Annotated in this window: 16 protein-coding genes; 13 read left to right on the top strand and 3 right to left on the bottom strand. The window is 63.6% G+C overall.

Features of this window, described 5'->3' with window-relative positions:
• Positions 1-136 precede the first annotated feature (136 nt).
• The 7 genes from JM946_RS15345 to JM946_RS15315 are packed head-to-tail and all read left to right on the top strand — an operon-like array spanning position 137 to position 9597.
• Complete coding sequence (locus tag JM946_RS15345; protein ID WP_203168176.1) at positions 137-1738, top strand: B12-binding domain-containing radical SAM protein; 1602 nt, start codon at positions 137-139, stop codon at positions 1736-1738.
• Positions 1735-3177, top strand: a complete 1443-nt coding sequence (locus JM946_RS15340) for a glycosyltransferase family 2 protein (RefSeq protein ID WP_203168175.1) — start codon at positions 1735-1737, stop codon at positions 3175-3177. The genes JM946_RS15345 and JM946_RS15340 overlap by 4 nt, the downstream gene beginning before the upstream one ends.
• A complete protein-coding gene (locus JM946_RS15335; protein WP_203168174.1) occupies positions 3174-4043 on the top strand; it encodes an SAM-dependent methyltransferase in 870 nt (289 codons plus the stop codon). Before JM946_RS15340 ends, JM946_RS15335 begins: the two co-directional genes overlap by 4 nt.
• Complete coding sequence (locus JM946_RS15330; RefSeq protein ID WP_203168173.1) at positions 4033-5289, top strand: right-handed parallel beta-helix repeat-containing protein; 1257 nt, start codon at positions 4033-4035, stop codon at positions 5287-5289. Before JM946_RS15335 ends, JM946_RS15330 begins: the two co-directional genes overlap by 11 nt.
• Positions 5286-6701, top strand: a complete 1416-nt coding sequence (locus JM946_RS15325; RefSeq protein ID WP_203168171.1) for a hypothetical protein — start codon at positions 5286-5288, stop codon at positions 6699-6701. The genes JM946_RS15330 and JM946_RS15325 overlap by 4 nt, the downstream gene beginning before the upstream one ends.
• Positions 6698-7504, top strand: coding sequence for a hypothetical protein (locus tag JM946_RS15320; RefSeq protein ID WP_203168169.1), 807 nt, complete (start codon positions 6698-6700; stop codon positions 7502-7504). The genes JM946_RS15325 and JM946_RS15320 overlap by 4 nt, the downstream gene beginning before the upstream one ends.
• Positions 7501-9597 carry a putative bifunctional diguanylate cyclase/phosphodiesterase gene (locus JM946_RS15315; protein ID WP_203168168.1) on the top strand — a complete coding sequence of 699 codons (2097 nt, stop codon included), beginning with the start codon at positions 7501-7503 and terminating at the stop codon, positions 9595-9597. Before JM946_RS15320 ends, JM946_RS15315 begins: the two co-directional genes overlap by 4 nt.
• A gap of 6 nt (positions 9598-9603) precedes the next feature.
• Here the strand turns inward: JM946_RS15315 and ligM are convergent, their stop codons facing one another.
• On the bottom strand, positions 9604-11010 hold the full coding sequence (gene ligM, locus JM946_RS15310; protein WP_203168167.1) for a vanillate/3-O-methylgallate O-demethylase: 1407 nt from the start codon (positions 11008-11010) through the stop codon (positions 9604-9606).
• Positions 11011-11151: 141 nt separating this feature from the next.
• Here ligM and JM946_RS15305 point away from each other — a divergent pair, with 141 nt between their 5' ends.
• The 4 genes from JM946_RS15305 (at position 11152) to JM946_RS15290 (ending at position 15800) form a co-directional block, all read left to right on the top strand.
• The gene (locus tag JM946_RS15305; protein ID WP_203168166.1) at positions 11152-12069 is read left to right on the top strand and encodes a LysR family transcriptional regulator; all 918 of its coding nucleotides are present in this window, start codon (positions 11152-11154) and stop codon (positions 12067-12069) included.
• 243 nt (positions 12070-12312) lie between these two features.
• Entirely contained in the window at positions 12313-14157 is a 1845-nt protein-coding gene (locus JM946_RS15300) for a monovalent cation:proton antiporter-2 (CPA2) family protein (protein ID WP_203168165.1), read from the top strand.
• Positions 14158-14367: 210 nt separating this feature from the next.
• Positions 14368-14724: a YciI family protein gene (locus JM946_RS15295; RefSeq protein ID WP_203168164.1), complete on the top strand. Its 357-nt coding sequence runs from the start codon at positions 14368-14370 to the stop codon at positions 14722-14724.
• A 41-nt stretch (positions 14725-14765) separates the two neighbouring features.
• Positions 14766-15800 (top strand): ribonuclease Z, encoded by a 1035-nt coding sequence (locus JM946_RS15290; protein ID WP_203168163.1) that lies wholly within the window; start codon positions 14766-14768, stop codon positions 15798-15800.
• Here JM946_RS15290 and cls read toward each other — a convergent pair.
• Both cls and JM946_RS15280 read right to left on the bottom strand, forming a co-directional pair.
• Positions 15775-17124: a cardiolipin synthase gene (cls, locus tag JM946_RS15285; RefSeq protein ID WP_203168162.1), complete on the bottom strand. Its 1350-nt coding sequence runs from the start codon at positions 17122-17124 to the stop codon at positions 15775-15777. The genes JM946_RS15290 and cls overlap by 26 nt on opposite strands.
• 185 nt (positions 17125-17309) lie before the next feature.
• Positions 17310-17924, bottom strand: a complete 615-nt coding sequence (locus tag JM946_RS15280) for a putative quinol monooxygenase (RefSeq protein ID WP_203168161.1) — start codon at positions 17922-17924, stop codon at positions 17310-17312.
• 131 nt (positions 17925-18055) lie between these two features.
• Between JM946_RS15280 and JM946_RS15275 the strand changes: the two genes are divergently transcribed.
• Both JM946_RS15275 and JM946_RS15270 read left to right on the top strand, forming a co-directional pair.
• Complete coding sequence (locus JM946_RS15275; protein WP_203168160.1) at positions 18056-20794, top strand: ATP-binding protein; 2739 nt, start codon at positions 18056-18058, stop codon at positions 20792-20794.
• Positions 20795-20876: 82 nt separating this feature from the next.
• On the top strand, positions 20877-21623 hold the full coding sequence (locus tag JM946_RS15270; protein ID WP_203168159.1) for an SDR family NAD(P)-dependent oxidoreductase: 747 nt from the start codon (positions 20877-20879) through the stop codon (positions 21621-21623).
• The last annotated feature ends 70 nt before the right edge of the window (positions 21624-21693 follow it).

The raw sequence follows: 21693 nt of genomic DNA, 5'->3' as shown, positions 1-21693 counted from the left end.
CAGCATGGGGTTGCGCGTCCCGACACTTACCTGAATTGTCGCGCACGCAAATCAAATATTACCTACGCGGAACGTAGCGGCATTCTGGCGCGTTTGATGTCCGCACAATTTACAAGTCAGAAGTTCGGGTGCCATCTTGCCCAAATTTCTCTTAGTGGGCCCCTACGACCCACATTGCGGGGAGTACACCTTTCTGGCGCCGCCGCTTGGCGTGTGGCGGCTGGCCGGGGTACTGGCAGAACGAGGCGTCGAGGTCAAAGTCTTCGATCCCAACTGTTGCGTGGGGCCGCCGGAGCGCGCGCTCGAAAAGGAAATATTGCGCGATACATGGGATGTCATCGGCGTGTCCACCACCGGCATGACGTTGAAGTTCGACCTGGAGCTGGCGCACCTCGCCCGACGGCTGGCGCCCAAGGCATTCATGGTCGCCGGCGGCATGGAAGCGACGTTTCGTCCCGAGCTGATGTTCGATCTCGGTCCGTTCGATCGCGTGATTCTCGGCGAAGGTGAACGCCCGCTGCTGGAAATCGCCACGCGGCTGCAATCGCAGCAATCGTTGGGTGGCATCGTTGGCACCGCCGAGCGACGCGATGACGGCACGCTGCTTCGGTTGCCGCAGACGGCGCTGAACCATGACGAGTTGCGCGCCGCGATCTTCTCCACGCCCTATGAAAGCATGCCGTACGAGGCCTACTGGGAAAGGCTCGAAGCGGCCTATCGCGTCGGCGGCCTGCCCACCAAAGCGGCGCGGGAAGCGGCGCTGGCGGAAATCCGCTCGGTGCGTCTGATCACGCTGAACTACTGCCCGATGGGCTGTACGTTCTGTTCTTCGACCAATTTTCTGCACGAGGCGCAAGGCAGCGTGGCTTCGATCGCCCGGCTGGATGCCGATGAATGTCTCGCGATGATCAAGCGCATCGTCGCGACGCATCCGCGAGTGCGCACCATCATCTTCCAGGACGACATTTTCGTTTTCTCCAAGGACCGCCGCGTGCTGCCGCTGTGCGAGGGCATCGTGGCCGCCAAGCAGTCCGGCGAGCTGCCGAAGCATCTGCAGTTCATCAGCACCAATCGCATCGACGCCATGAGCGAGGAGCGTCTGAGTGCGATGCGCCGCGCCGGTTTCCGCGTACTCGGTTTCGGCATCGAAAACTTTTCGCGCAACGTGTTGAATGAATTCAACAAGGGCCAGATCCATCGTCACATCGAGCCGATGTTGACCGAGACTTTGAAGCTGGGCATCACGCCGTTTCTGGATCTGATTCTGAGCTCGCCGCGCGCGACGCTCGAGGACGTGGCGGAGACCTTGCGCGAAGCGTATCGATGGCTGCGGCAAGGTTGTGAGATCGGTATGTATCCCTATGTCATTCCGTTCTCGGGCGCGGCCTTTGCGCGAGACCCCGCGCTTCGTCCGCACACCGAATATGCGCATCGGCAGGTGGACGGCACCCACATCGAATGGGAGCAGCCGGCCAAGATCCTGCCCATGGATCCCACGGTGCGCGAAGTGATTTTGCAGATCGAGCGCAATTTCGAAGCGGTGCTGGCAGAGCTGCAACCTCGCGCCGCGCACCTGCCCTCACGGCTGCGCTCGCTGGTATGGATCCTCGCCGGTGTGCCGGTTCTCGCTCAACATGGAATCGACGTCGCCTCCGAGCAGGAGGTGCGCGCCGAGCTCGAGTCCCGCTTACCTCAGGACAGGAGGGCGACGGCCAAACGTGCCGTCGCGATAGCGTGAAATTCAATACCCCCTGGAGTCTGTTGGCCCCGTTGGGGGTATGTGCGTTGCTCGCCGGCTGGATCGCGCTGTCGGCGGCGAATCTGCAGACCGCGAGCTTCTCGCTGCTGGTGTACGGACTGGCGAATCTGATCGTCTACACCGACGCGCTGGATTTCATTCTGCGCCTGCATGTGCGTCGCCGGCACATCGCCACCGCGCCCACCGAAGAGAATCGTCACTTGTCCATCGATTTATCTGCGGCACTGCCGAGCGGCGCGCGGCAACTGGTCCCGGTGCGTCCGTACGCCATCATCGCCTCCATCTACAATCTCGAGCCGCTGCTCGATGAGTTCATGGACGCGTTCGCGCCCTATCGCGACAAGGTGTGGCTGATCAGTGACGGCTCCACCGATGCGACGGTGCTCCGTCTGCGCCATGCGGGCTGGCGCTGTTTCGACGATGGCGTGAATCGTAAAAAACCCGGCGCGATCCGCCGCCTGTTGGAACGTCTGCCGCCACATATCGAAACCGTGTTGGTGGTCGATCCAGACATTCGCATTCGCGACAAGAGCGGCGGCAGTCGCATCGATTTCGAGCGGTTCATTCGCGACTTCCAGCAATCCGGCGCCGCGGCCGTGTGCCCGCGTGTGATGATCGAGCCAGACGGCTTCCTCGCGCGGTTCCAGGCCTTCGAATATGCGCTGGCGTTTCGCATCGGGCGTGAAAGCCTGGCCGACTACAGCATCACCTCGGGTGTTTCCTGCTATCGGCGCAGCGCGCTGGAACGGGCCCTTGCCGAGCACACCCATTCGGTCTACGCCGAGGATCTGCAGAACGCGCTGATCCTGCTGAGCCACGGCGAGCGCATCTACTACGATGGTCGGTTGGTGGTCAGCACGGAAGGCCCGGGCAACGTGCGACGCTGGTTCTCGCAGCGCGTGGGCTGGTACTACGGGCTGCTGAAGGTGTACGTCGAGCGCTTCAGCGAGATCTGGCGCATCAGCAAGCGAACCCCGTTCGCCATGTATCATTTCGTGATCTACCTGGGCGGCCTGTCGCTGATCGTTCACCCGTTGAAGATCATCAGCGCCCTGCTGCTGGTGCTGAGCTTCATCAGCGGCTTCGACAATCTGTTCCTGGCGAACCTGGTTCCGCAAAACGCGCTGATCAACCCGACGTACTTCATCGCGGCCATTGGCAGCTATCTCGCCCTTGGCGTGTTCGCGTTGTTCACCGTGGTGCCCAAACAGGAGCGCGCCTACATCGCGCCCATCGTGCCCCTGTACCTGTTCTACGCCCTTACTCACATCGCACCGATGACGGTCGGTTACGTCAACTGGCTGGCGATGAAGTTGTGGGGTCGCCGGGTGTACCGCGATCACTACGAGCCGCTGCCCAGCGCCAGCACGACGCTGCCCCTGGAAGAGAAAACCAGTCTCATGCGGAAGGCTTCATGAACGCCCCTTTGAACGTCCCTGTGAATGCCCCCGTGAATGCCCATGTGAACGCCCGGGGCGCGCCGGCGCCCGAGCACTACCTGCCCCAACATTATTGGGAAGATCGCGCGCGGCGTTTCGCCGCCGAAGGCTCGGGGCTTGCGGCCGTGTGCTCGTACGGCATGCCGGAGTTCTACAACCGCATGATCCATTATAGCCAGCACCTGGCGCTGCGTCCCTGGCTGAACATCCAACCCGGCACGCGGGTGCTCGATGTCGGCTGCGGCGTCGGGCGCTGGAGCACGTTGCTCGCCAAACGAGGCGGCAGCGTCACGGGCATGGACTTGAGCCCCACCATGATCGCCGAAGCCCGGCGTCGCGCCGAGCTCAAGAATGTTTCAAACCGCTGTCGCTTCCTGGTGCAGGACTTGGCGCAGCTCGATGCGGGAGAAACATTCGATCTGATTCTCGGCGTCACCGTGCTTCAGCACATTCTCGATCCGGAAGCGCTGCGCTCGGCCGCGCAGCGCATGGCGAGTCATCTCGCACCGGGTGGACGAATGGTGTTGCTGGAAGCTGCGCCTGTGGATGTCGCTCAGCACTGCGACACCACGGTGTTCCGAGCCCGCCAGCGCAGTGTCTACCTGGATCTGTTCGCAGAGGCCGGCGTCGAGCTGCGCGCCATCAGCGGCGTCGATCCCGCGCCGTTCAAAACCTGGTTGTTGCCCCATCTGCGACGGCTGCCTCGCCCGCTCGCGGTGTCGGCCATCGCGGCGGTGACGCTGCTGTCGACGCCCATCGACGTGATCTTCGGCAGGGTCGCCGTGCAACAGTCGTGGCACGCGGTGTTCGTCTTGCAGCGTACCGGAGGCGCCCATGCCGCTTAGCCGTCGCTCCAGCATCTCCATCGCGGTGTTCGTGCTGCTCGCGGTCTTCGTCGGGCTCGGCTACTGGTACGAGTCGCGAGAGAAAACACCCGGCCAGGCAGCCAACACCGCCTCGATCGATGTCACCAGCGGCAACGACCGCGGCCCGGGCTCCTTGCGTGAAGCGTTGTTCAAAGCCACCGCGGCCGACACTGAAGTCGTCATCGCGTTGCAGGTCCCCAAGATCACGCTGGCCTCCACGCTCCCGCCGTTGGCGAACGCGCATGGCATCCGCCTCGTCGGCGACGAGCAAGGCACCGAGATCGACGGTAGCACGTTGTCCACCGGCGCGGTGCTCGATGTCGCCGGCGCGAATGTCTCGATCGAGAATGTTCGTATCCGCGACTGCAAGGCGACCGGCATCGTCCTGCGCGGCGCCGAGCGCTTCAAGCTGCAAACGACGACCATCGAGTCGTGCGACGTCGGCGTCGATGTGGCGGAGAACTCCAACCAGATCATGCTCGAGCGCAATCGCTTCGCGAACAATCGGGTCGGCGTGCGCTTCGCCGCCTCCAACCGCAACGCCGTGGTGGTGAAGAACGAGTTCTCCGGGCATCGTGACGCCGGGCTCTGGGCGGTGCGCAGCGAGCCCGACAATGGCGGCGGCAGCATCAGCATTCGCGACAATCGTTTCAGCAAGGAGCGCATCGGCATCCTGACTGCGAACGTGTCGGTGCTGCTGGAACGCAACGAGTTGCTCGACTCGCAGGAAGCGGCGATGCAGTTGATGGGCACTGGTGCGGTCGCGCGCGGCAATCGTATCAGTCGCGGCGCGGCCATGGGCATCGTCGCCGAGAATGCACGCGGTGTCGTGATCGAAGATAACGAGTTCGACGGCCTCGCCGCCTACGGCATCATGCTCAAAGGCTCCGCCGACACCCTGGTGCGCGGCAATCGGATTCACAACAGCGGCTACGGCCTGGCGTTCGTACTCGGCACGCCACGCAATCCCAGCAGCGCCATCGACAACACCATCATCGAGCCGAAGGTCACCGGCATCGACGTGATCGGCGATTCGCCCATTCTGCGCGGCAACCAGGTGATGCGGCCGCGCGGACTGCCGCTGAAGGTGATCGACTTCGAGCCCGAGGGTGGCGGAGAAAAGATTCGTTCCGCACCGTTTCTCGAAGGCAACAATTTCAAGATCGGCTCGGCCACAGTCGCGGCCGGCAACGCGAAGGCGTCCGGTGGAGTCGTGCAGCGATGAACATCGGTGACACACAGCTGATACCCGCGCCGACGTGGACCGATCCACGCATCCATCTTCTGGATGACACGTGGCTGCTGACCATCTTCGCGATTCTGCTCGCAACGGTGGTGCCCTGGCTGGTCAGCGCGCTCGATATCAACTTCGTCGCCGCCTGCCTCGGGCTGCTTGCGCTCGGCGCGATTCACATCGCATTTACGGTGGTCGGCAAGCCTGCACGTGTCGGCGAACGCCGCCCGGTGCTCACGCTGCTGCATGTGGCCGGCATCCTCGTAGTGGGATTCGTCTGGATGAACGCCGGCGGCTTGCAGAACCCGGCCTTCCTCATGGTCTTCGTGCTGCCCGTGGTGGGCGCCATCTTTCTATCGCGCTGGCAACCGTACTTGATGGCGCTGATTGCGATCGTGGTCGCGGGTGTCGTGGCGCTGGCGCAAGCTCCCGAGCTGCGGTGGTACGTGCCCGGCCTCAGCACCATCGGCGCGTCCCTCGCCGTGATCCTCGGCCAGCAGGGCGCCGCCGCGAGCTCGCCTTTCCCTGGCTTCTATGCGCCGTCCGCGTTCTACGCGGTGTTGCTGCAAGTCTTCACCATCCTGATGTTCGCCTGCGCTGTCGCCGCCGAATATCTGGGCACGATCTTCGAGCGGCTGCATTCGCACGTGGATGTCGCACGCGCAGAAGCCGAGCGAGGGCAGGAATTCTGGACGACGCTGATCGAGGCCATGCCCTTGCCTGCGCTGCTCGTCGACAGCGATACGTTGCAGGTGGTCTGCGCCAGCACGCGAGCGTCGAAGTTCCAGAGCGGCGATTCGCTGTCCGGTCATGCGCTGTTCGAGACCATTCGTTTCTCCTATCCGGAAATGGTGCAGGAATTGATCACGGGCAATGGCGGCGTCGTGCCGCTCAGCATGATCAAAGTCGACGACCGACTGCGCGCCACCGAGGTTCAGGTGCGGCACCTCACGCAGACGGGACGACGCTTCTCTCTCGTGGTCATTCACGACAAGACCGAGGAGTTCACCGCACACGCCGCGCTCGATGTCAGCGGTCAGGCCATGCTGGTGATCGACTCGCAAGGACGCCTGCTCTCATTCAACAAACCCGCGCAGGCCCTGTTCGCCGCCTTGGATAAGGATGTCGACGCGGCGCAGATGCTCACCCTCGGGGGCATGCCGGCTCGCTGGTGGGAGCCGGGCCTCACCGGGCGACGCAAGATGCACATCGAGATTGGCCCTCGCGTGTATCAAGTCACCTGCTCCGCCACGCCGCTGCCCGGTGAAGACGAGCGCCTGTACATCGTCTCGTTCCTGCCGATGGGCCGCGCCGCGCTCGATCGCAGCGAGATCACGGCGGCCACGCTCGTCGACGCTCCAAAGAACAGCGCTTCCAATTCAACGTTGGTGACACCCCCATGAGGCTTTCGCTCACTGCTCTGTGTCTCACGTCGATGGCGGCGGCCATTCCCGCCACCGCCGCCGAGATCGACGCGCGCCCGCCGGACAAGTTGTCAGTGAGTGGCAACGTCTCGAACTTTCGAAACTCGGATGCCGATGGCGGCGGCGGTGCGCTCAGCTATCTGCATTACCTTACGCCCAATGCACTCGTGGGCGGCGGTGTGGATCATACGTTCGTCGAGGACACCGAGCTGACCTACGGTTCGCTGCGCGGCGCTTGGGGCCGGGGTGAGCCCAGCTCACGATTCACTTTTCTGGCCGAGGCCTACTACGGCGAGGGTGACGACGTCGGCCGCAAGTTCGACTACAGGGTGGGCGTCCTCGGCATCAGCCAGGCGCTCACCAGCAAATTCTCCGTGCAGCTCGAGACGCGCCAGTTCGAGATCGATACCACCGATGGCAATCTGCCCGAGCTGGGTCTGACCTACGTCTGGACACCGCGCTTCGTAACCAATGTTTCCTATGCGAAGTCTGTCAGCGGCAATCTCGGCACCGAGCTCACCAGCGCGCGCGCCGACTACTACGGCAAACGTGTCAACTTGCTCCTCGGCGGCTCCACCGGTACCGCGAACCCCGCGGTGCTGGTCCCTCTGCCGGGCGTGGTGCTGCCGCCGACCCATTCCACGCAAGGCTTTGTGGGCATCGGCAGGACCTTCAAGCGCGGTGAGTTCCAGCTGCTGGGCGACTACCTCAAAGTCTCCGACAGCGAGAAGATCACGGTGACGCTGACGTTCACCGCGTTCCTCGGCTCGAGAGGGCGATGAAACTTTCGTCCTTCAAGCATGGCTCGCAATGGGGGCTCACCCTCGTGGTGCTGGCCGTCGTGCTGCTGGCCGGCGGTCGCCTGATCGCGCTGAGCGTCAATGCGCGCGCCGAACAGATGCGCGCCACCGCAGGCACGCTGGTCACGACCTACAGCCGCTCCCTGGAGCGGCAGTTGCAAACACTCGCGCAACAAGGCTCCGCCGGCGAGTTGGATCAAGTGCTCTCCAAGCTGCAGCTGAACCGGATGGTCGATGCCGGGTACGACTTCGAGCTGTCCAAGGTCGATGGCTCCGGCGGCGCGCCGAGAATCTTTGTCAGCAGCAAGATCGAGCCGCTCGCCGACGCCATCATCAGCCGCATCCGACTTCCGCAGGCGTACGCGCAGGAATTGTCTGGTGGATACGTGCAGCTTGCGTTACGACCGAAGACCGGCTGGTATCCCGCTCGCGAGCTCGCGGCAGCCATCGCGTTGTTGGCGGTGGTCGCCTGGCTGCTCGCATTCGCCACTCACGATCTGGTGCACGCCCTGCATCGAGCCCGCGATGCGCTCTCCCTCTCCCGCCGGCAGTTGCAGGCGACCAATCGCAAGCTCGCGATGGAGATCGAGGAACGTCAGAACCTGCAACAGAGCTTCGAGCACTCTCGCTATCACGACGCGTTCACGGGCTTGCCGAACCGGCGCTACTTCATGGATCAGCTGGACCGCGCGCTGCGAGAAGTGCGCACCCGTCGGCGCAAGCGGCTCGCGGTGATGCTCATCAATATCGATCGTTTCAAATTGATCAACGACTCGCTGGGCCACACCGCGGGCGATGAGCTCGTCGTGCAGGCAGCGCGTCGCTTCCAGAAAGCCACCGCGCAGCTCGAATGTGTGCTGGCGCGCTGGAGCGGCGATCAGTTCGCCGTGCTGGTGTTCGACGTTGCCTCGACGGACGCCGCGCTCGACATCGCCGGCATCCTGCAAGGGGAGCTGCAACAGCCCTTCGAGCTGCGCAAGCATCGCCTCAACGCCGCCGCTCGCGTCGGCGTGACCTGCATCGATTCGGGCCTGCAACGCGCCGAAGAAGCCGTGCGTGAGGCCGATATCGCTCTATCCGTCGCCAAGCGCCATGACACCGCGACCGCCGTGGCCTATCAGCCCGCGATGGGCGGCAGCGCCGCCAGCCTTGTGAGTCTGGAGGCCGACCTGCACGTCGCGCTCCAGCGCCGCGAACTGCACATGATGTATCAACCCATCGTCGACTTGCGCAATCGGCGGGTTGCCGGCGCCGAGTCGCTGTTGCGCTGGCGGCATCCGATCGAAGGCGTGTTGACGCCGGACAAGTTCATCGGGCTCGCCGAGGAAGTGGGTTTGATCGTGCCCATCACCCGCTGGACCATCCAGCAGGTCTGCACGCTCGCCGCGGAGTGGCGTCATCGACTGCCTCGCGAGCGCGACTTCTATCTCACAGTGAATATTTCGGCCGCGGCGCTGCGCGATCCCGAGTTCACATCCTTCGTCGCGCGAGTCTTGAAAGACACGGGAACGCCGCCGGAGATTCTGAAGCTGGAGCTGACCGAAGGCGGGCTGATGAGCAACCCCGGCGCGGCCCGCGACATACTCGACGACCTGCACAGCCTGGGCGTGGAGATGATGCTGGACGACTTCGGCACCGGTTACTCCTCGCTCAGCTATCTGCAGCTGTTCCCTTTCAGCTATGTGAAGATCGACCGGCCGTTCGTGGATCGCGCCGGCAGCGCTCACGCCAACAGCGCCATCGCCGCGGCCATCGTGCAGATGACCTCGAGCCTGGGACTGAAATCCGTGGCCGAAATCGTCGAAACCGATGCGGCCGCGAACGATCTGCAGCGGATGGGCTGCGACTATGCGCAAGGTTATTTCTATTATGGCGCGCTGGAAGCCGAAGAGGCCTTCAAGGTGGTGCGCAATGCCGACAGCTCGTTGCCCTCGGTCAAACAGGCTGTCAGCGCGGGCGAGTCGCATGACGAATCGCCCACCATCTCCGAAGCCGTCGTGCTGTCCGACGAGACGCTGATGCTGCCGGCCGAAGAAGTCGCCGAGGAGCTCCGCCGCAAGGCGGAGCACGAGTGATCGGCGTTATCGCTGCTGGGTTCTCCAACCCTGTTGATAGCTTTCGCGCGCATCGCGTGAATAAGGCACGGGCGCGACCTTGACGCGAATCTCACATTGGCGATGCGGCTCCACCGTCGGCTTGCGCGTGCCGCCCTGCTCTTCGCCCCATAGCAAAGTGAGCTCATCGCCAGTCTTCACCTCGGCATCGACCACGCCCAGCGACAGTCCGCAGCGCTCGTTGAAGCTGTAGCCGGTGAACATGGAGAAGCCCGCGAGCTTGCCGTTGTCCAGCACGCTGTCGTAGGACGCCGAAGCGTAGTTCGCGATCGGCAGATCGAAGAACTTGTAGGGCTCGCGCTCGCGATCGAACAAGGAAGCGAAGACTCTGGCGAGATCGTCACCATGCCACTCGAACGTGACCTTGCGACGCTGCGGCCGGCCTTCCTTCATCATCCGATCCAGCGCCTCGCGGCCGATGAAATCGTGATCGAACTTCACGAACGGACCATAGCCCAGCTCATACGGCGTCAGGTAGTAGTCTTCGATATTGTCGGAGACGAAGCTGCCGCCGATAGAACCGGTCCCCTCGTAGCCTGCCGCCGGCAACCACTCGCGATACTTCTGCATGCTGGCGCCGGTGTAGACCGCCGGCAGCGGCGAAGGGATCCAGCCGGACTCTAGCGTGTTGCTCGCATACGTGCGCGAGCCGACGGCCACGATGCCCACGTCTTTGCCGGCTTCAAGGATGGCGGCGCGCACCTCATCGCGCTGCTCGTAAGGCCCCCACATCTCCAGACCCGGTTCGCCCGCCATGCCATGCCGGAGCGCACGCACCTGCTGACCGTTGATGTTGATGGCGCCGAAGTTGAAGAACTTGATCTCGGGCAGCGGACCGCCGTGCAGTTTCTCCAGCACCTGCGCCGCCTTGGGACCCTGGATCTGATAACGATAATGACGACGCCGCACCGCGTTGCCATTGGGATGCGAAGGCGAACGATCGTCGCGAATGAAGTCCACGTTGAAGCCGCCCGTCTCGGCGTGGAACTGCAACCAGTTCACCGTCGGCGCCCGCCCCACGAACAGCAGTTCGTCCTTGTCCAGATAGAACAGGATGCCGTCGCCGATCACGTAGCCGTCGTAGCTGACCGGCACCATCTGCTTGGCCTTGCCAGGCGCGAAGTTGTTGAAGCTGTTGATGGTGGTGTACGAGCACAACTTGAGCGCGTCCGGCCCTTTGAGCGTGATCTCGGCCATGTGATGCGACTGGTCGAACAGCACCGCGCTTTCTCGCCAGGCGCGCTGTTCGGTGCGCCAGTTGCTGAACTCGGTCGGCACCACCGGATACACGTACGCGCCCAGCTGCGAGTTGCGCAACCATTGCACCGGATTGCCGGCGCCCTTCAACAACTGCTCCAAAGACTGCCGCGCCATTTCATTCCCCTTCGACATTTCAGCCAGAATGCTCGATGTTCGGGCGGGCATGCTGGATCGGGCAACGGGATCCTATATATTCGCTGTATTTGCCAAACGGATAGTGGCTCATGGCTTGATAGGGGCCTGACAGGGGCAATCGTGAACGAGCTGGACCTGAATCTCCTTTACACGCTGGTGGCGCTCGATGAGTGCCGCAGCGTCAGCGGCGCCGCCGTGAAGCTCGGCAAGAGCCAGCCGGCCGTGAGCGCCGCTTTGGCCAGGCTGCGCGATTTCTTCAACGATCCGCTGTTCGTGCGCTCCGGCAACAACATGCAACCGACGCCGCGAGCGTTGTCGCTGGTCGAGTCGGCACGGTTCGTTCTAGGACGCGTGGGCTCGGATATCGTCGCGGCCCCGACGTTCGATCCCGCCACCAGCCATCAGACCATCAGTCTTGCTTTGTCGGACGTGGGCGAAGTGGTGTTTCTGCCCTCGCTGTTGAAGCAGCTTCGCCGGCTTGCCCCTCGCGCAGCAGTGCGTGCGGTGAGTTTGCCAGCCAACGATGTGGCGGCCGGGCTCGAGGCGGGCAGCATCGATCTGGCGATGGGTTACTTTCCCGATCTGAAGAAGCACAACTTCTTTCAGCAGACCTTGTTCTCGGATACGTTCGCGAGCCTGCTGCGGTCGGATCATCCAGTCACGGCCAGCAAGCTCACGTTGAAGCAGTATCTGCAGTTGGAACATGCCGTGGTGCGTGCGGAGAGTCGCACTGAAGAGGTGATCGAACGGTATCTGGCTCGTCGCAAACTGCGCCGCCAGGTGGTGCTCACGACGCCACACTTCTCCAGCGCCCCCATCATCGTTGCGCAATCCGACCTGATCGTGACCGTGCCCGAACCCCTGGCCCGCTACTTCTCCCGCGTATCCGCCCAACTTCGAGTGGTCGGCCTGCCCTTCGATTCACCACGCATCGACCTGAAACAGTTCTGGCACCGAAAATTCCACCACGACGAACGCAACCGCTGGCTTCGCTCGGTCGTCGCCGACCTGTTCCAGCGCTCACCCAAGTCGCGCTGACCCTCGACTATCACGATCGTGCGCGCTCCACGACTTTCCCCTGCGCGTGCGCCATCAGATCGATATGATTCAGCCTGCGCGCGCAAGCTAACCCCGCGACTGCGTCGCCCCATACGCAGGCATCGAAGCGGGGCCGGTACCAGTGCCGTCTGATCGGAAGGCATCGAGCCACGGCCGGTACCACCGCCCTGCCGCTGCAAGCCGCCGACGCAGACCATCCGTTTCTTCGCACAGGCTAACGACATGGCCCCCGAACAAGACTCCAACATGCTCATCAGCGCAGTCGCCCTGCTGGGCGCCGCCGTCATCGCCGTGCCACTGTTCAGACGATTGGGCTTGGGCTCGGTGCTGGGCTACCTCGCCGCCGGCCTGCTGATCGGCCCCTTCGGCCTGGGTCTGTTCTCCGACCCCCAAGCCATCCTGCACTTCGCCGAACTCGGCGTCGTGATGTTTCTTTTCATCATCGGCCTGGAGATGCGCCCGTCCCATCTGTGGCACCTGCGAAAACAGATCTTCGGCCTCGGCGCCCTGCAGATCGGCGCCTGCACGCTCGGCCTCACCGGCGTTGGCATGGCGTTCGGCTTCTCACCGGTGGTGGCATTCGTCGGCGGCGCCGGTTTCGTGCTCACCTCGACCGCCATTGTCATGCAACTGCTCGCCGAGCGCGGCGACATCGCCCTCCCGCACGGCCAGAAGATGGTCTCCGTGCTGCTGTTCGAAGATCTGCTGATCGTGCCCCTGCTGGCGCTCGTCAGTTTCCTTTCGCCCAGCGTCGCCGCCGCCACTGACACTCCCCATTGGCTTGCCATCGTCACCGGCATCGGCTCGCTGGCGGCGCTGATCTTCGCCGGCCTCTGGCTACTCAACCCGCTGTTCAGCCTGCTCGCCGCCGCTCGCACTCGCGAAGTGATGGCCGCCGCCGCGCTCCTGGTCGTACTCGGCTCGGCGCTGTTGATGGAGGCCGGCGGGCTATCCAGTGCCATGGGCGCATTCCTCGCCGGCGTGCTGCTTTCCGAATCGACTTTCCGGCATCAGCTGGAAGCCGACGTCGAACCATTCCGCGGTCTGCTCCTCGGCCTGTTCTTCCTCGCCGTAGGCATGAGCCTGGATTTGTCCGTCGTCGCCGAGAACCTGGCGCTGATCGCCGCCGCCGTCCCAGCGATGATGCTGACCAAGGCGCTGTGCATCTATTTCGTCGCCCGGCTCACCCACAGCTCGCATCCCGAAGCCTTGGATCGCGCCGTGTTGATGGCCCAAGGTGGCGAGTTCGCCTTCGTTCTCTACAGCGCCGCCTCCGCCCGCGGACTCATCGACGCCCAGGTGAACGCGAATTTCACCGCGATCGTGGTGCTCTCGATGGTGCTCACGCCGCTGGTCGTCATCGTGGTCCGCCGCTTCATACAGCCAGCGCGCCAGTCGCTGGACGGCATTCCCATCGCCGAAGGCCTCACCGGCAGCGTGCTCATGATCGGTTTCGGCCGTTTCGGCCAGGTGGTGAGCCAGGCCCTGCTCGCGCGCGGCGTCGATGTGAGCATCATCGATTCGGACATCGAGATGATCCGCGCCGCCCAGGGCTTCGGCTTCACCGTGTATTACGGCGATGGCACCCGTCTGGATGTGCTACGAGCGTCCGGTGCGGGCAATGCCAGAGCGATTGCCGTGTGCGTCGACAATCGGAAAGCGTCCGATCGCATCGTCGAACTCGTCCGCTCCGAGTTCCCACAAGCGAAGCTGTTGGTGCGCGCCTTCGATCGAGAGCACGCGCGACTGTTGGTCGGCGCGGGCGTCGACTACCACATCCGGGAAACATTCGAATCGGCACTGCAGTTTGGTGGCGCAGCCCTGCGTCAGCTGGGCATGGAAGATGCGGAGATCGAAGAGGTCATCGACACCATTCGCGAGCGCGATGCCGAACGCTTCGCGCTCGAGGTCGCCGGCGGCGGCTACGAAGCAGGCATGGGAATGCTCCTTCGCAACACGCCGCAAGCGCCGACGCGCCCGACGCCGTTCAGCAAGCCTCGCAGCGAAGGCAAGGCGCTGAACGAGATTCCGGGCGCCGCCCAAGCGTCAGCGCCGTCCTCGAGCTGAGCTCATCTTCAATCCGACGATGCCGGCGAGCACCATTCATGGTGCGCTCCATGATCGCGAGGGTCGTCCCTCGTGCTAAAACAGCCGCGCGGGTCGTCCCGGCCGCCGTGGAGAATTATAGTACCGAGCCCGGGCTCGGAACCGATTGGACAAGCGCAGCGCCAGCGGTTCCCGGCCGCATCGAGTCGCAATTTTTTTGAGGAGGGCCACATGAAAACTTTCCTAGCGGTCTACACCGGCGCGGCCACCGCGCCGGAAAAAGCACAGTGGGACGCGATGCCCGAAGCTCAGCGCAAGCAGCGCGAGCAGGAAGGCATGCAGGCCTGGGGCGCCTGGATGCAGAAGCACCAGGCGGTCGTGGTGGCGCAAGGTGGACCGCTCGGCAAGACCAAGCAGATCGATCGGTCAGGCGTTTCCGACATCACCAATAATCTGGTCGGCTATGTGGTGGTCCAGGCCGAGTCCCACGAGGCGGCGGCGCGCATGTTCGAGAATCATCCGCACTTCGCCATCTTCCCGGGCCAGTCGGTGGAAGTCATGGAGTGCCTGCCCATCCCCGGACAGTGACAGGCGCAGGAACTTCACCGGTGTGACGGCGTTGCGCGGGCATGCGACCGATCTATCACGCCAGGCTGGTCAACGGAGTGTGGGGCGACCCGGGCGTGTGCATCGACCTGAAGTTCCAGAGGCGCGCCCTGCTCTTCGATATCGGGGACGTACGATCGCTCTCCACGCGCGTGCTGCTGCGAGTGAGCGATGTGTTCGTGAGCCACACGCACATGGACCATTTCGCGGGCTTCGATCACCTGCTGCGCGTATGTCTCGGCCGCGATACCGGCGTGCGTCTGTACGGACCGGAGCATTTCATTTCGCAGGTGGAGCATAAGCTCGCGGCGTACACCTGGAATCTGGTGCAGAACTACAGCGTAGATTTCGTCATCGAGGCGCATGAGATGCGAACGGACGGCACCGTCGCGCGCGCCCGCTTCCGCAGTCGTGACCGATTCCAGCGCGAGCCGCTTTCAAACATCGCAGCCGACGACGGGGTGCTCCTGCGAGACGAACAATTCCTGGTGCGCACTGTGGCGCTGGACCATCACGACATCACATCACTTGCCTTCCGCTTCGAGGAGAGCACGCACATCAACGTGTGGAAGAATCGACTCGAGAGCCGCGGCTTGCCCACCGGCCCGTGGCTGACGGAGCTCAAAAAACAAGCACGCTCGGACGCGCCTGACGACACACCCATTCACGTCAGATGGCGCACGCGCGACGGCTTCCGCGAAGAAACGTTCTCGCTGGGCGAATTGAAACGCGACGTGCTGGAGTTCGTGCCCGGCCAGAAGGTCTGCTACATCACCGACGTGGGCTGGACCGACGCCAATCGGCAACGCCTGATCGACTTCGCCGCCGACGCGGACCTGCTGTTCATCGAAGCGGTGTTCCTGGAAGCAGACCAGGAGCTAGCCGCCGGCAAGTCTCATCTCACCACGGCGCAAGCGGGCGCCGTCGCCCGATTGGCGTCAGTCAAAGACGCGCATCCGTTTCATTTCTCATCGCGCTATCACGACGACGAAGCCACGCAACGCGCGGAGTTCATGCGCGCCTGGCAAGGTGTCACAGCCAGTAGCCGAACAGCTTGACGCTGAACTCCTTCATTCGCTGCCACAGCGAGCGCTTCTTCCAACGTTCCAGCGTGACCGGGCTCGCCGCGCGCTGGTCGCGATCGAACACCTGCTCCATGCGTCGACCGAAATCGCGATCGATCACGATGGCGTTGACTTCATCGTTGTGCACGAAGCTACGCATGTCCAGATTGGCGGAGCCGACGATCGAGACCGTGCCATCGATCACCACGCTCTTGGCGTGCAACAGCGCATCTTGCAATTCATAGATCTTCACGCCCGCCTTCAGCAGGGGCGTGAACGTCGACTGAGTGGCATTGAGCACCAGCCGCGAATCGGTGAACGCCGGCACGATGAGCCTCACATCGACGCCACGACGCGCGGCATCCGCCATCGCATCCAACAGCTCGTCGTTGGGAGCAAAGTAGGCGTGCGTGATCCACAATCGGCTGCTGGCATGTTTGAACGCCGCGAGATACGTGCCGTACAGGGAGCGGTCCTCGCTTTCGCTATCGTTGGCAACGATGGTGACCAGCGTGTCGCCGGCCGATCGCGGCGACGGTAAGTATCGATCGCCGTCGGTCGCCTGCACCGGATCGCCGGCTTCCGCCCAGGACTGCAAAAACAACGTCTGCAGCTGCTTGACCGCCGGGCCCTCGATGCGCAGGTGGGTATCGCGCCAGCCGTCTTCGACGCCGCGCTTCGGCCCCGGCCGGCTGGTCGACGCGCTCGAATAGGTGTTATCGATGTTGATGCCGCCGGTGAAGCCCACCTGGCCGTCGATCACGATGATCTTGCGATGATCGCGATTGTGAATGTCCCAGATGCGCGGGTTCTTGACCGGATTCATCGGTCTGAACTCGCGCACCTCGATGCCCTGCCGACGCAGCTGCTCGAAAAAATCTTTCGGGGTTTCCATGCTGCCGATGCTGTCGTAGAGCACGCGCACTTCGATGCCTTCCTTGCGCTTGCGCGCCAGCAAATCTGCGAACTTCCGGCCGATATCGTCGGCGCCGAAAATGAAGGTCTCCAGGTGAATGTGATGTCGGGCCGCCTTCAGGTCCGCTTCGATGGAGGCATAGGTCTGCGGCCCGTCGATGAGCACGCCGACGCGATTGCCCGTCGTCAACGGCGCCGACGAATAGCGCCGCACGGCACTGACGAGCTCGCGCACTTGGGCGTCGTTCTTGTAATCCTCCAGCGCCGCCTTGAGCAACGGATCGCTCTCGTGCTCGGACAGCGCTCGCTGTCGGGTGACGATCGGTGGCGTCCGTTCAGGAGTTTCGACTTGCGGATTCTGAGCGCAGGCCGCGCTCAGGGCCAATGGAATCAGCAGCAGCAATGACCGGAAGTCCGGTCGTGTCCGCGCTGTGGCGCCCGCTCTCACACACGTAGCTGACAACACACATGACTAACGTATGTTTGTCGGGAAAGTTCCTTGTCGTGTCGGCTGCCTAGGCATTCATTTCCACGTGCGCGCGGTGGGCTTCGATGACATTGCGATCACGTTATTTCAAACAGCCGCGGTCACACCCCGAGCTTCTCGGCCTGCACGCTGACCAACTCGACCTCTGGCACCGAGCCCAGCCACGACATGGCGTGTTTCGCCAGCTCGCGCGGCACGTGGCCCACCAGGTGCACGAAGCGCGCACCGTTGTCAGGGAAGACATCGAAGATCCCGTACTCACCGTTCTCGGTCTTGAGAGCGAACCAGGCGGCGGTGTTCGGCTCCTCCATCACCATGCGCCTGGCGTCGACCAGAAACTCTTCCACTTCCTTTTCGTGACCGCTCTTGGGCTTGAAGGTGAGCAGGATGCCCTTGGTGTCCGGGAACGGATGCGTGACCGGCATCTTGTCGGCCAGCACTTCCACCCGCTGGATGCGCAACGGGGAATCGAACAGGTTGTCGCCATGCTCTCGCAAGGCGACGGCGACCGGCCCGGCCAGATGTTCCTCGCGCGCGGCATCATCCAGGAACGTGTCAAAGATTCCGTACTCGCCACGCCCAAAACGCACGGCGAACCAGGAGGTGGTGCCGATCTCCTCCTCCACCAGAGGCACGGCCGAACGCAGGAATTGCTCGACCTCGCGCTCCTTGCCATGAATTGCGTCCATCCGGATGAGTAGTCCGCTGCTTGCCATGACACACCTCCGATCCGTTGACCGGGTCATTACGCTACGGCGCCGCGGGCCGTGGTATCAGTGCATTCACTGCTACCGTCCCGCGTACGCGGTATCATCCACGCTTCCCGCGCGAACTCGAGACTCGAACCATGGGCCCGCCCCCTTCACCCGCACGCGAGTACCATTTCGGTCCGTTTCGGCTGCATGCCATCGAGCGCCGTTTGTTACGAGACGGTGCACCCGTCGAAATCGGCAGCCGTGCATTGGACATTTTGATCACGCTGGTGGAGCGCGCTGGCGAGGTGATCGGCAAGAAAACTCTGGTCGCGCGAGTGTGGCCGGATGTGATCGTCGAGGAAAGCAGCCTTCGCGTGCACGTGGCCGCGCTCAGGAAAGCGCTCACCGACGGCGTTGACGGCGCTCGTTACATCACCAATGTTCCCGGCCGCGGCTATTCGTTCGTCGCTCCCGTCTCCACGCCCCATTCGAACGTCCCATCGGAATCGACGCCTCATGCGCCGGCATCGCCGGCTTCCACCTCGGAGCGCGCCCCCGCTCGTGTCGCCTCCTCTCTGCCAGCGCGATTGACCCGCATGGTGGGCCGCGATTCCGCCATCGCCGCCCTGACACAACAGGTCCGAGGCACTCGCTTCGTTACTATCGTGGGCCCCGGCGGCCTCGGCAAAACGACCGTCGCCGTTTGCGTCGCGCACCTGCTCAGTCCGGAGTTCACCGCGGCGGTGTTCGTCGACCTCGCCGCGGTCACAGATGCCGCCGGTGTGCCCAATGCGATTGCCGCCACGCTCGGATTGACCGTTCGCAAAGAAGATCCGACGCCTGAAATCCTGGCCTTCCTGCGCGAGACCAATCTGCTGTTGCTCCTGGACAATTGCGAGCACGTGATCCAGGCGATCGGCGCTCTCGCCGAGCGGATCTTCGTCGAAGCGCCGCGCGTCCACATCCTTGCGACCAGTCGCGAACTGCTCAATGTCGAAGGCGAGCATGTCTATGCGCTCGAACCGCTCGGCACGCCGGAAACGACGGATGACATGACCGCCGCGCGCGCTCTCGAATATCCTGCCGTTCAATTGTTCCTGGAACGCGCCGGCGCCACCGCCGGGCCGATCACCTTGAGCGATGAGGAAGCGCCGATCGTCGCGGAGATCTGCCGCCGCCTGGATGGCATTGCATTGGCCGTCGAACTCGCCGCCGGGCGGGTCAGCGTGTTCGGCATTCGCGGCACGGCCGAGTTGCTGGAGAAGCAACTCGCGTTGGCATGGCGTGGCCGTCGCACGGCCTTGCCCAGACATCAGACGCTGAGCGCCACCCTCGACTGGAGTTACTCCCTGCTCTGCGACCAGGAGCAACAGGTGCTACGCCGATTGTCGGTGTTCATGGGCGAATTCAGCCTCGCCGGCGCCCTGGCCATCGTCGGCGAGGAGGACGAGGATTCCTCCGCGACTATCGAGATCATCGCGAGCCTGGTGGCGAAATCGCTGGTGTCGATGCGCATCACCGAAGGCCAGCCTCGCTATCGTTTGCTCGAAATGGTGCGTGCCTACACGCTGCTCAAACTCACCGAGAGCGGAGAAGCGCAGCTCATTGCCGCAAGACACGCGCGCTACTTCGCGCTGCGTTGTCGCGAGTCTGAAAACGCCTCCGCGCCGGGCGCGTTGGACAGTCGTGATCTCGGCAACATTCGCTCGGCGCTCGAATGGAGCTTCTCCGAGCAAGGCGATCCAGCCATCGCGCGAGACCTGAGCGTCGCTGCGACGAGAGTGATTCTGCGCTGGTCGCTCCTGGCCGAGGCTCGTGTCTGGAGCTCGCGAGCGTTGGAACGGCTCATCGATGCGGATCGAGACAGCATCCACGAGTCGCAGCTGCTCAGGACGCTGTCCGTCTCGACGATGTTTTCTCTGGGCAACGATGAGCGAGTGCGGCTGCAAATCGTGCGCGGCCTGGAGCTGGCTCGCAAATTCGGCGACCAGCGGGGGCAGTTCGAGTTCCTCACCGGCATGCACGCGTTCTCGGCTCGGACCGGAAACTTCCCTGGAGCGCGCGATGCCGCCGCTTCGGCCGCCGAAGTGGCCAATCATGCTGAGATGGCCAGCGCGCAGTGGATGCTGGGCATGGCCCTGCACCTGGCCGGAGATCAGGTCGCGGCTTTGGCAAGTTGTGATGCGGCCATGTCACATCCGACCGCCCCGCCCGGCACCCGAAAACGTTACTTCGGCTACGACCAGCGCACGCCCGGTCTTGCGGTCCGCGCGCGACTCCTGTGGCTCACCGGACAAACCGACAAGGCGTTGCAGGTCGCGGCGCAGGCGATCGACGAAGGCGCCAAGCTCAAACATCCCGTGTCGTACTGCCTCACCCTGCTCTATGCCACGTCGGTGTACCTGTGGAGAGAGTGCTGGGTCGAGGCCGAGCAGGCCATCGAGCGCCTGGCCGATACCTCGCATCACTACTTGCTCGAGCCCTATTTCGCCGGCGGCAAGATGCTCAAAGGCGAGTTGCTGCACGGTCTGGGCGACCATGAGGCCGCGGTGCCGCTGCTGAGGGACGCCGCTCAACGACTGAATCGGGAACGACAGGTCGCTCAAGCGCCGTATTGTTCGGCCATCCTGGCGGATGCTTTGCGCGCCACCGGCGAGCCGGGCGCCGCGCTCGACGTGGTGGACCAGGCGATCGCCCAGCGCGAAGCCGTGGGTCGGTCCTACGATCTGCCGGAGATGCACCGGATCAAGGCGCAAATATTGCTCGATTCCGGGCAACGCGAGGCCGCCGCCGAGTGCGTCCGGCGCGGCCTGGAGCTGGCCCGCAGCGAAGGCACACCGAGCTGGGAGAACAAGCTGTTACAGGTCATGGCGGGGCTCGAATCCGCCTGACTGCCGGGGCGTTTACAGCGATTCACACCGATTCACGGGTCAAAACTCGTCCCGACCCCGCCGCGGCCTCAATGTGTCGCGCATGAGCAGTAAGGTCGTTCTGATCACCGGAGCCAACCGGGGCTTCGGCGAGTCCATCGTCGAGCAGTCCCTCGCCCGAGGCCATTCGGTGGTGGCGACTGCTCCGGATCCACAGGCGCTGGTGGAGCGGTATCGGGATCATCCCGCCGCGCTGCCGGTCGCACTCGATGTCACTGACGAGGCGCAAGCGCACGCCGCGGCCATGGCCGCGGTGGACCGTTTCGGGCGCATCGACGTGTTGATCAACAACGCGGGCTACGTTCTGATCGGCGCCGTCGAGGAAGCGTCCGGCAAGGAAATCGAAGCCATCTATCGCACCAACGTGTTCGGCGTGCTGGCCGTCGCGCGCGCGGTGCTGCCATACATGCGGCGTCGACGCACCGGTCATGTCATCAATGTATGTTCCGTCGGCGGAGATGTCGCTCATGCCGGCTGCGGCGTGTACTGCTCGACCCGATCTGCAGTCGAAGCACTGACGGAAGCGCTGGCTCAAGAACTGAAGCCCGTCGGGATCCATGTCACGGTCGTCGCGCCGGAGCATTTTCACACGAACTCGTTGGATCCGAAATCGCTTTCGGCCAGCTCCCGAAACATCCAGGACTATCGAACGAGCGCGGGCGCGATGCGTCAGCTGGCAGCGGCTACCCAACCCACGCAGGCGAGCGACCCGGCCAAGCTCGCTGCAGCGCTGATCGATCTGCTCGACACGCCGAATCCTCCGACACGATTGCACCTCTCTCCCAGCTGACTCTCCCAGCTAGCTCCCAGCTAGCTCTCCTCCCGCTCGACCTGCCCGCATTCCTCTGTTAGCGCAGCAG

Origin of the sequence: Steroidobacter gossypii (assembly GCF_016801985.1) — a bacterium.
GTDB classification, from domain to species: domain Bacteria; phylum Pseudomonadota; class Gammaproteobacteria; order Steroidobacterales; family Steroidobacteraceae; genus Steroidobacter; species Steroidobacter gossypii.
This window is presented reverse-complemented; position numbering and strand designations above follow the sequence as displayed.

Bases quoted from the DNA above. Each gene is read 5' to 3' on its own strand.
- ligM (WP_203168167.1), bottom strand. From the start codon at position 11,010: ATGGCGCGGCAGTCTTTGGAGCAGTTGTTGAAGGGCGCCGGCAATCCG.
- JM946_RS15315 (WP_203168168.1), top strand. From the start codon at position 7,501: ATGAAACTTTCGTCCTTCAAGCATGGCTCGCAATGGGGGCTCACCCTC.
- JM946_RS15300 (WP_203168165.1), top strand. From the start codon at position 12,313: ATGGCCCCCGAACAAGACTCCAACATGCTCATCAGCGCAGTCGCCCTG.
- JM946_RS15275 (WP_203168160.1), top strand. From the start codon at position 18,056: ATGGGCCCGCCCCCTTCACCCGCACGCGAGTACCATTTCGGTCCGTTT.
- JM946_RS15320 (WP_203168169.1), top strand. From the start codon at position 6,698: ATGAGGCTTTCGCTCACTGCTCTGTGTCTCACGTCGATGGCGGCGGCC.
- JM946_RS15280 (WP_203168161.1), bottom strand. From the start codon at position 17,924: ATGGCAAGCAGCGGACTACTCATCCGGATGGACGCAATTCATGGCAAG.
- JM946_RS15290 (WP_203168163.1), top strand. From the start codon at position 14,766: ATGCGACCGATCTATCACGCCAGGCTGGTCAACGGAGTGTGGGGCGAC.
- JM946_RS15295 (WP_203168164.1), top strand. From the start codon at position 14,368: ATGAAAACTTTCCTAGCGGTCTACACCGGCGCGGCCACCGCGCCGGAA.
- JM946_RS15270 (WP_203168159.1), top strand. From the start codon at position 20,877: ATGAGCAGTAAGGTCGTTCTGATCACCGGAGCCAACCGGGGCTTCGGC.
- JM946_RS15330 (WP_203168173.1), top strand. From the start codon at position 4,033: ATGCCGCTTAGCCGTCGCTCCAGCATCTCCATCGCGGTGTTCGTGCTG.
- JM946_RS15325 (WP_203168171.1), top strand. From the start codon at position 5,286: ATGAACATCGGTGACACACAGCTGATACCCGCGCCGACGTGGACCGAT.
- JM946_RS15335 (WP_203168174.1), top strand. From the start codon at position 3,174: ATGAACGCCCCTTTGAACGTCCCTGTGAATGCCCCCGTGAATGCCCAT.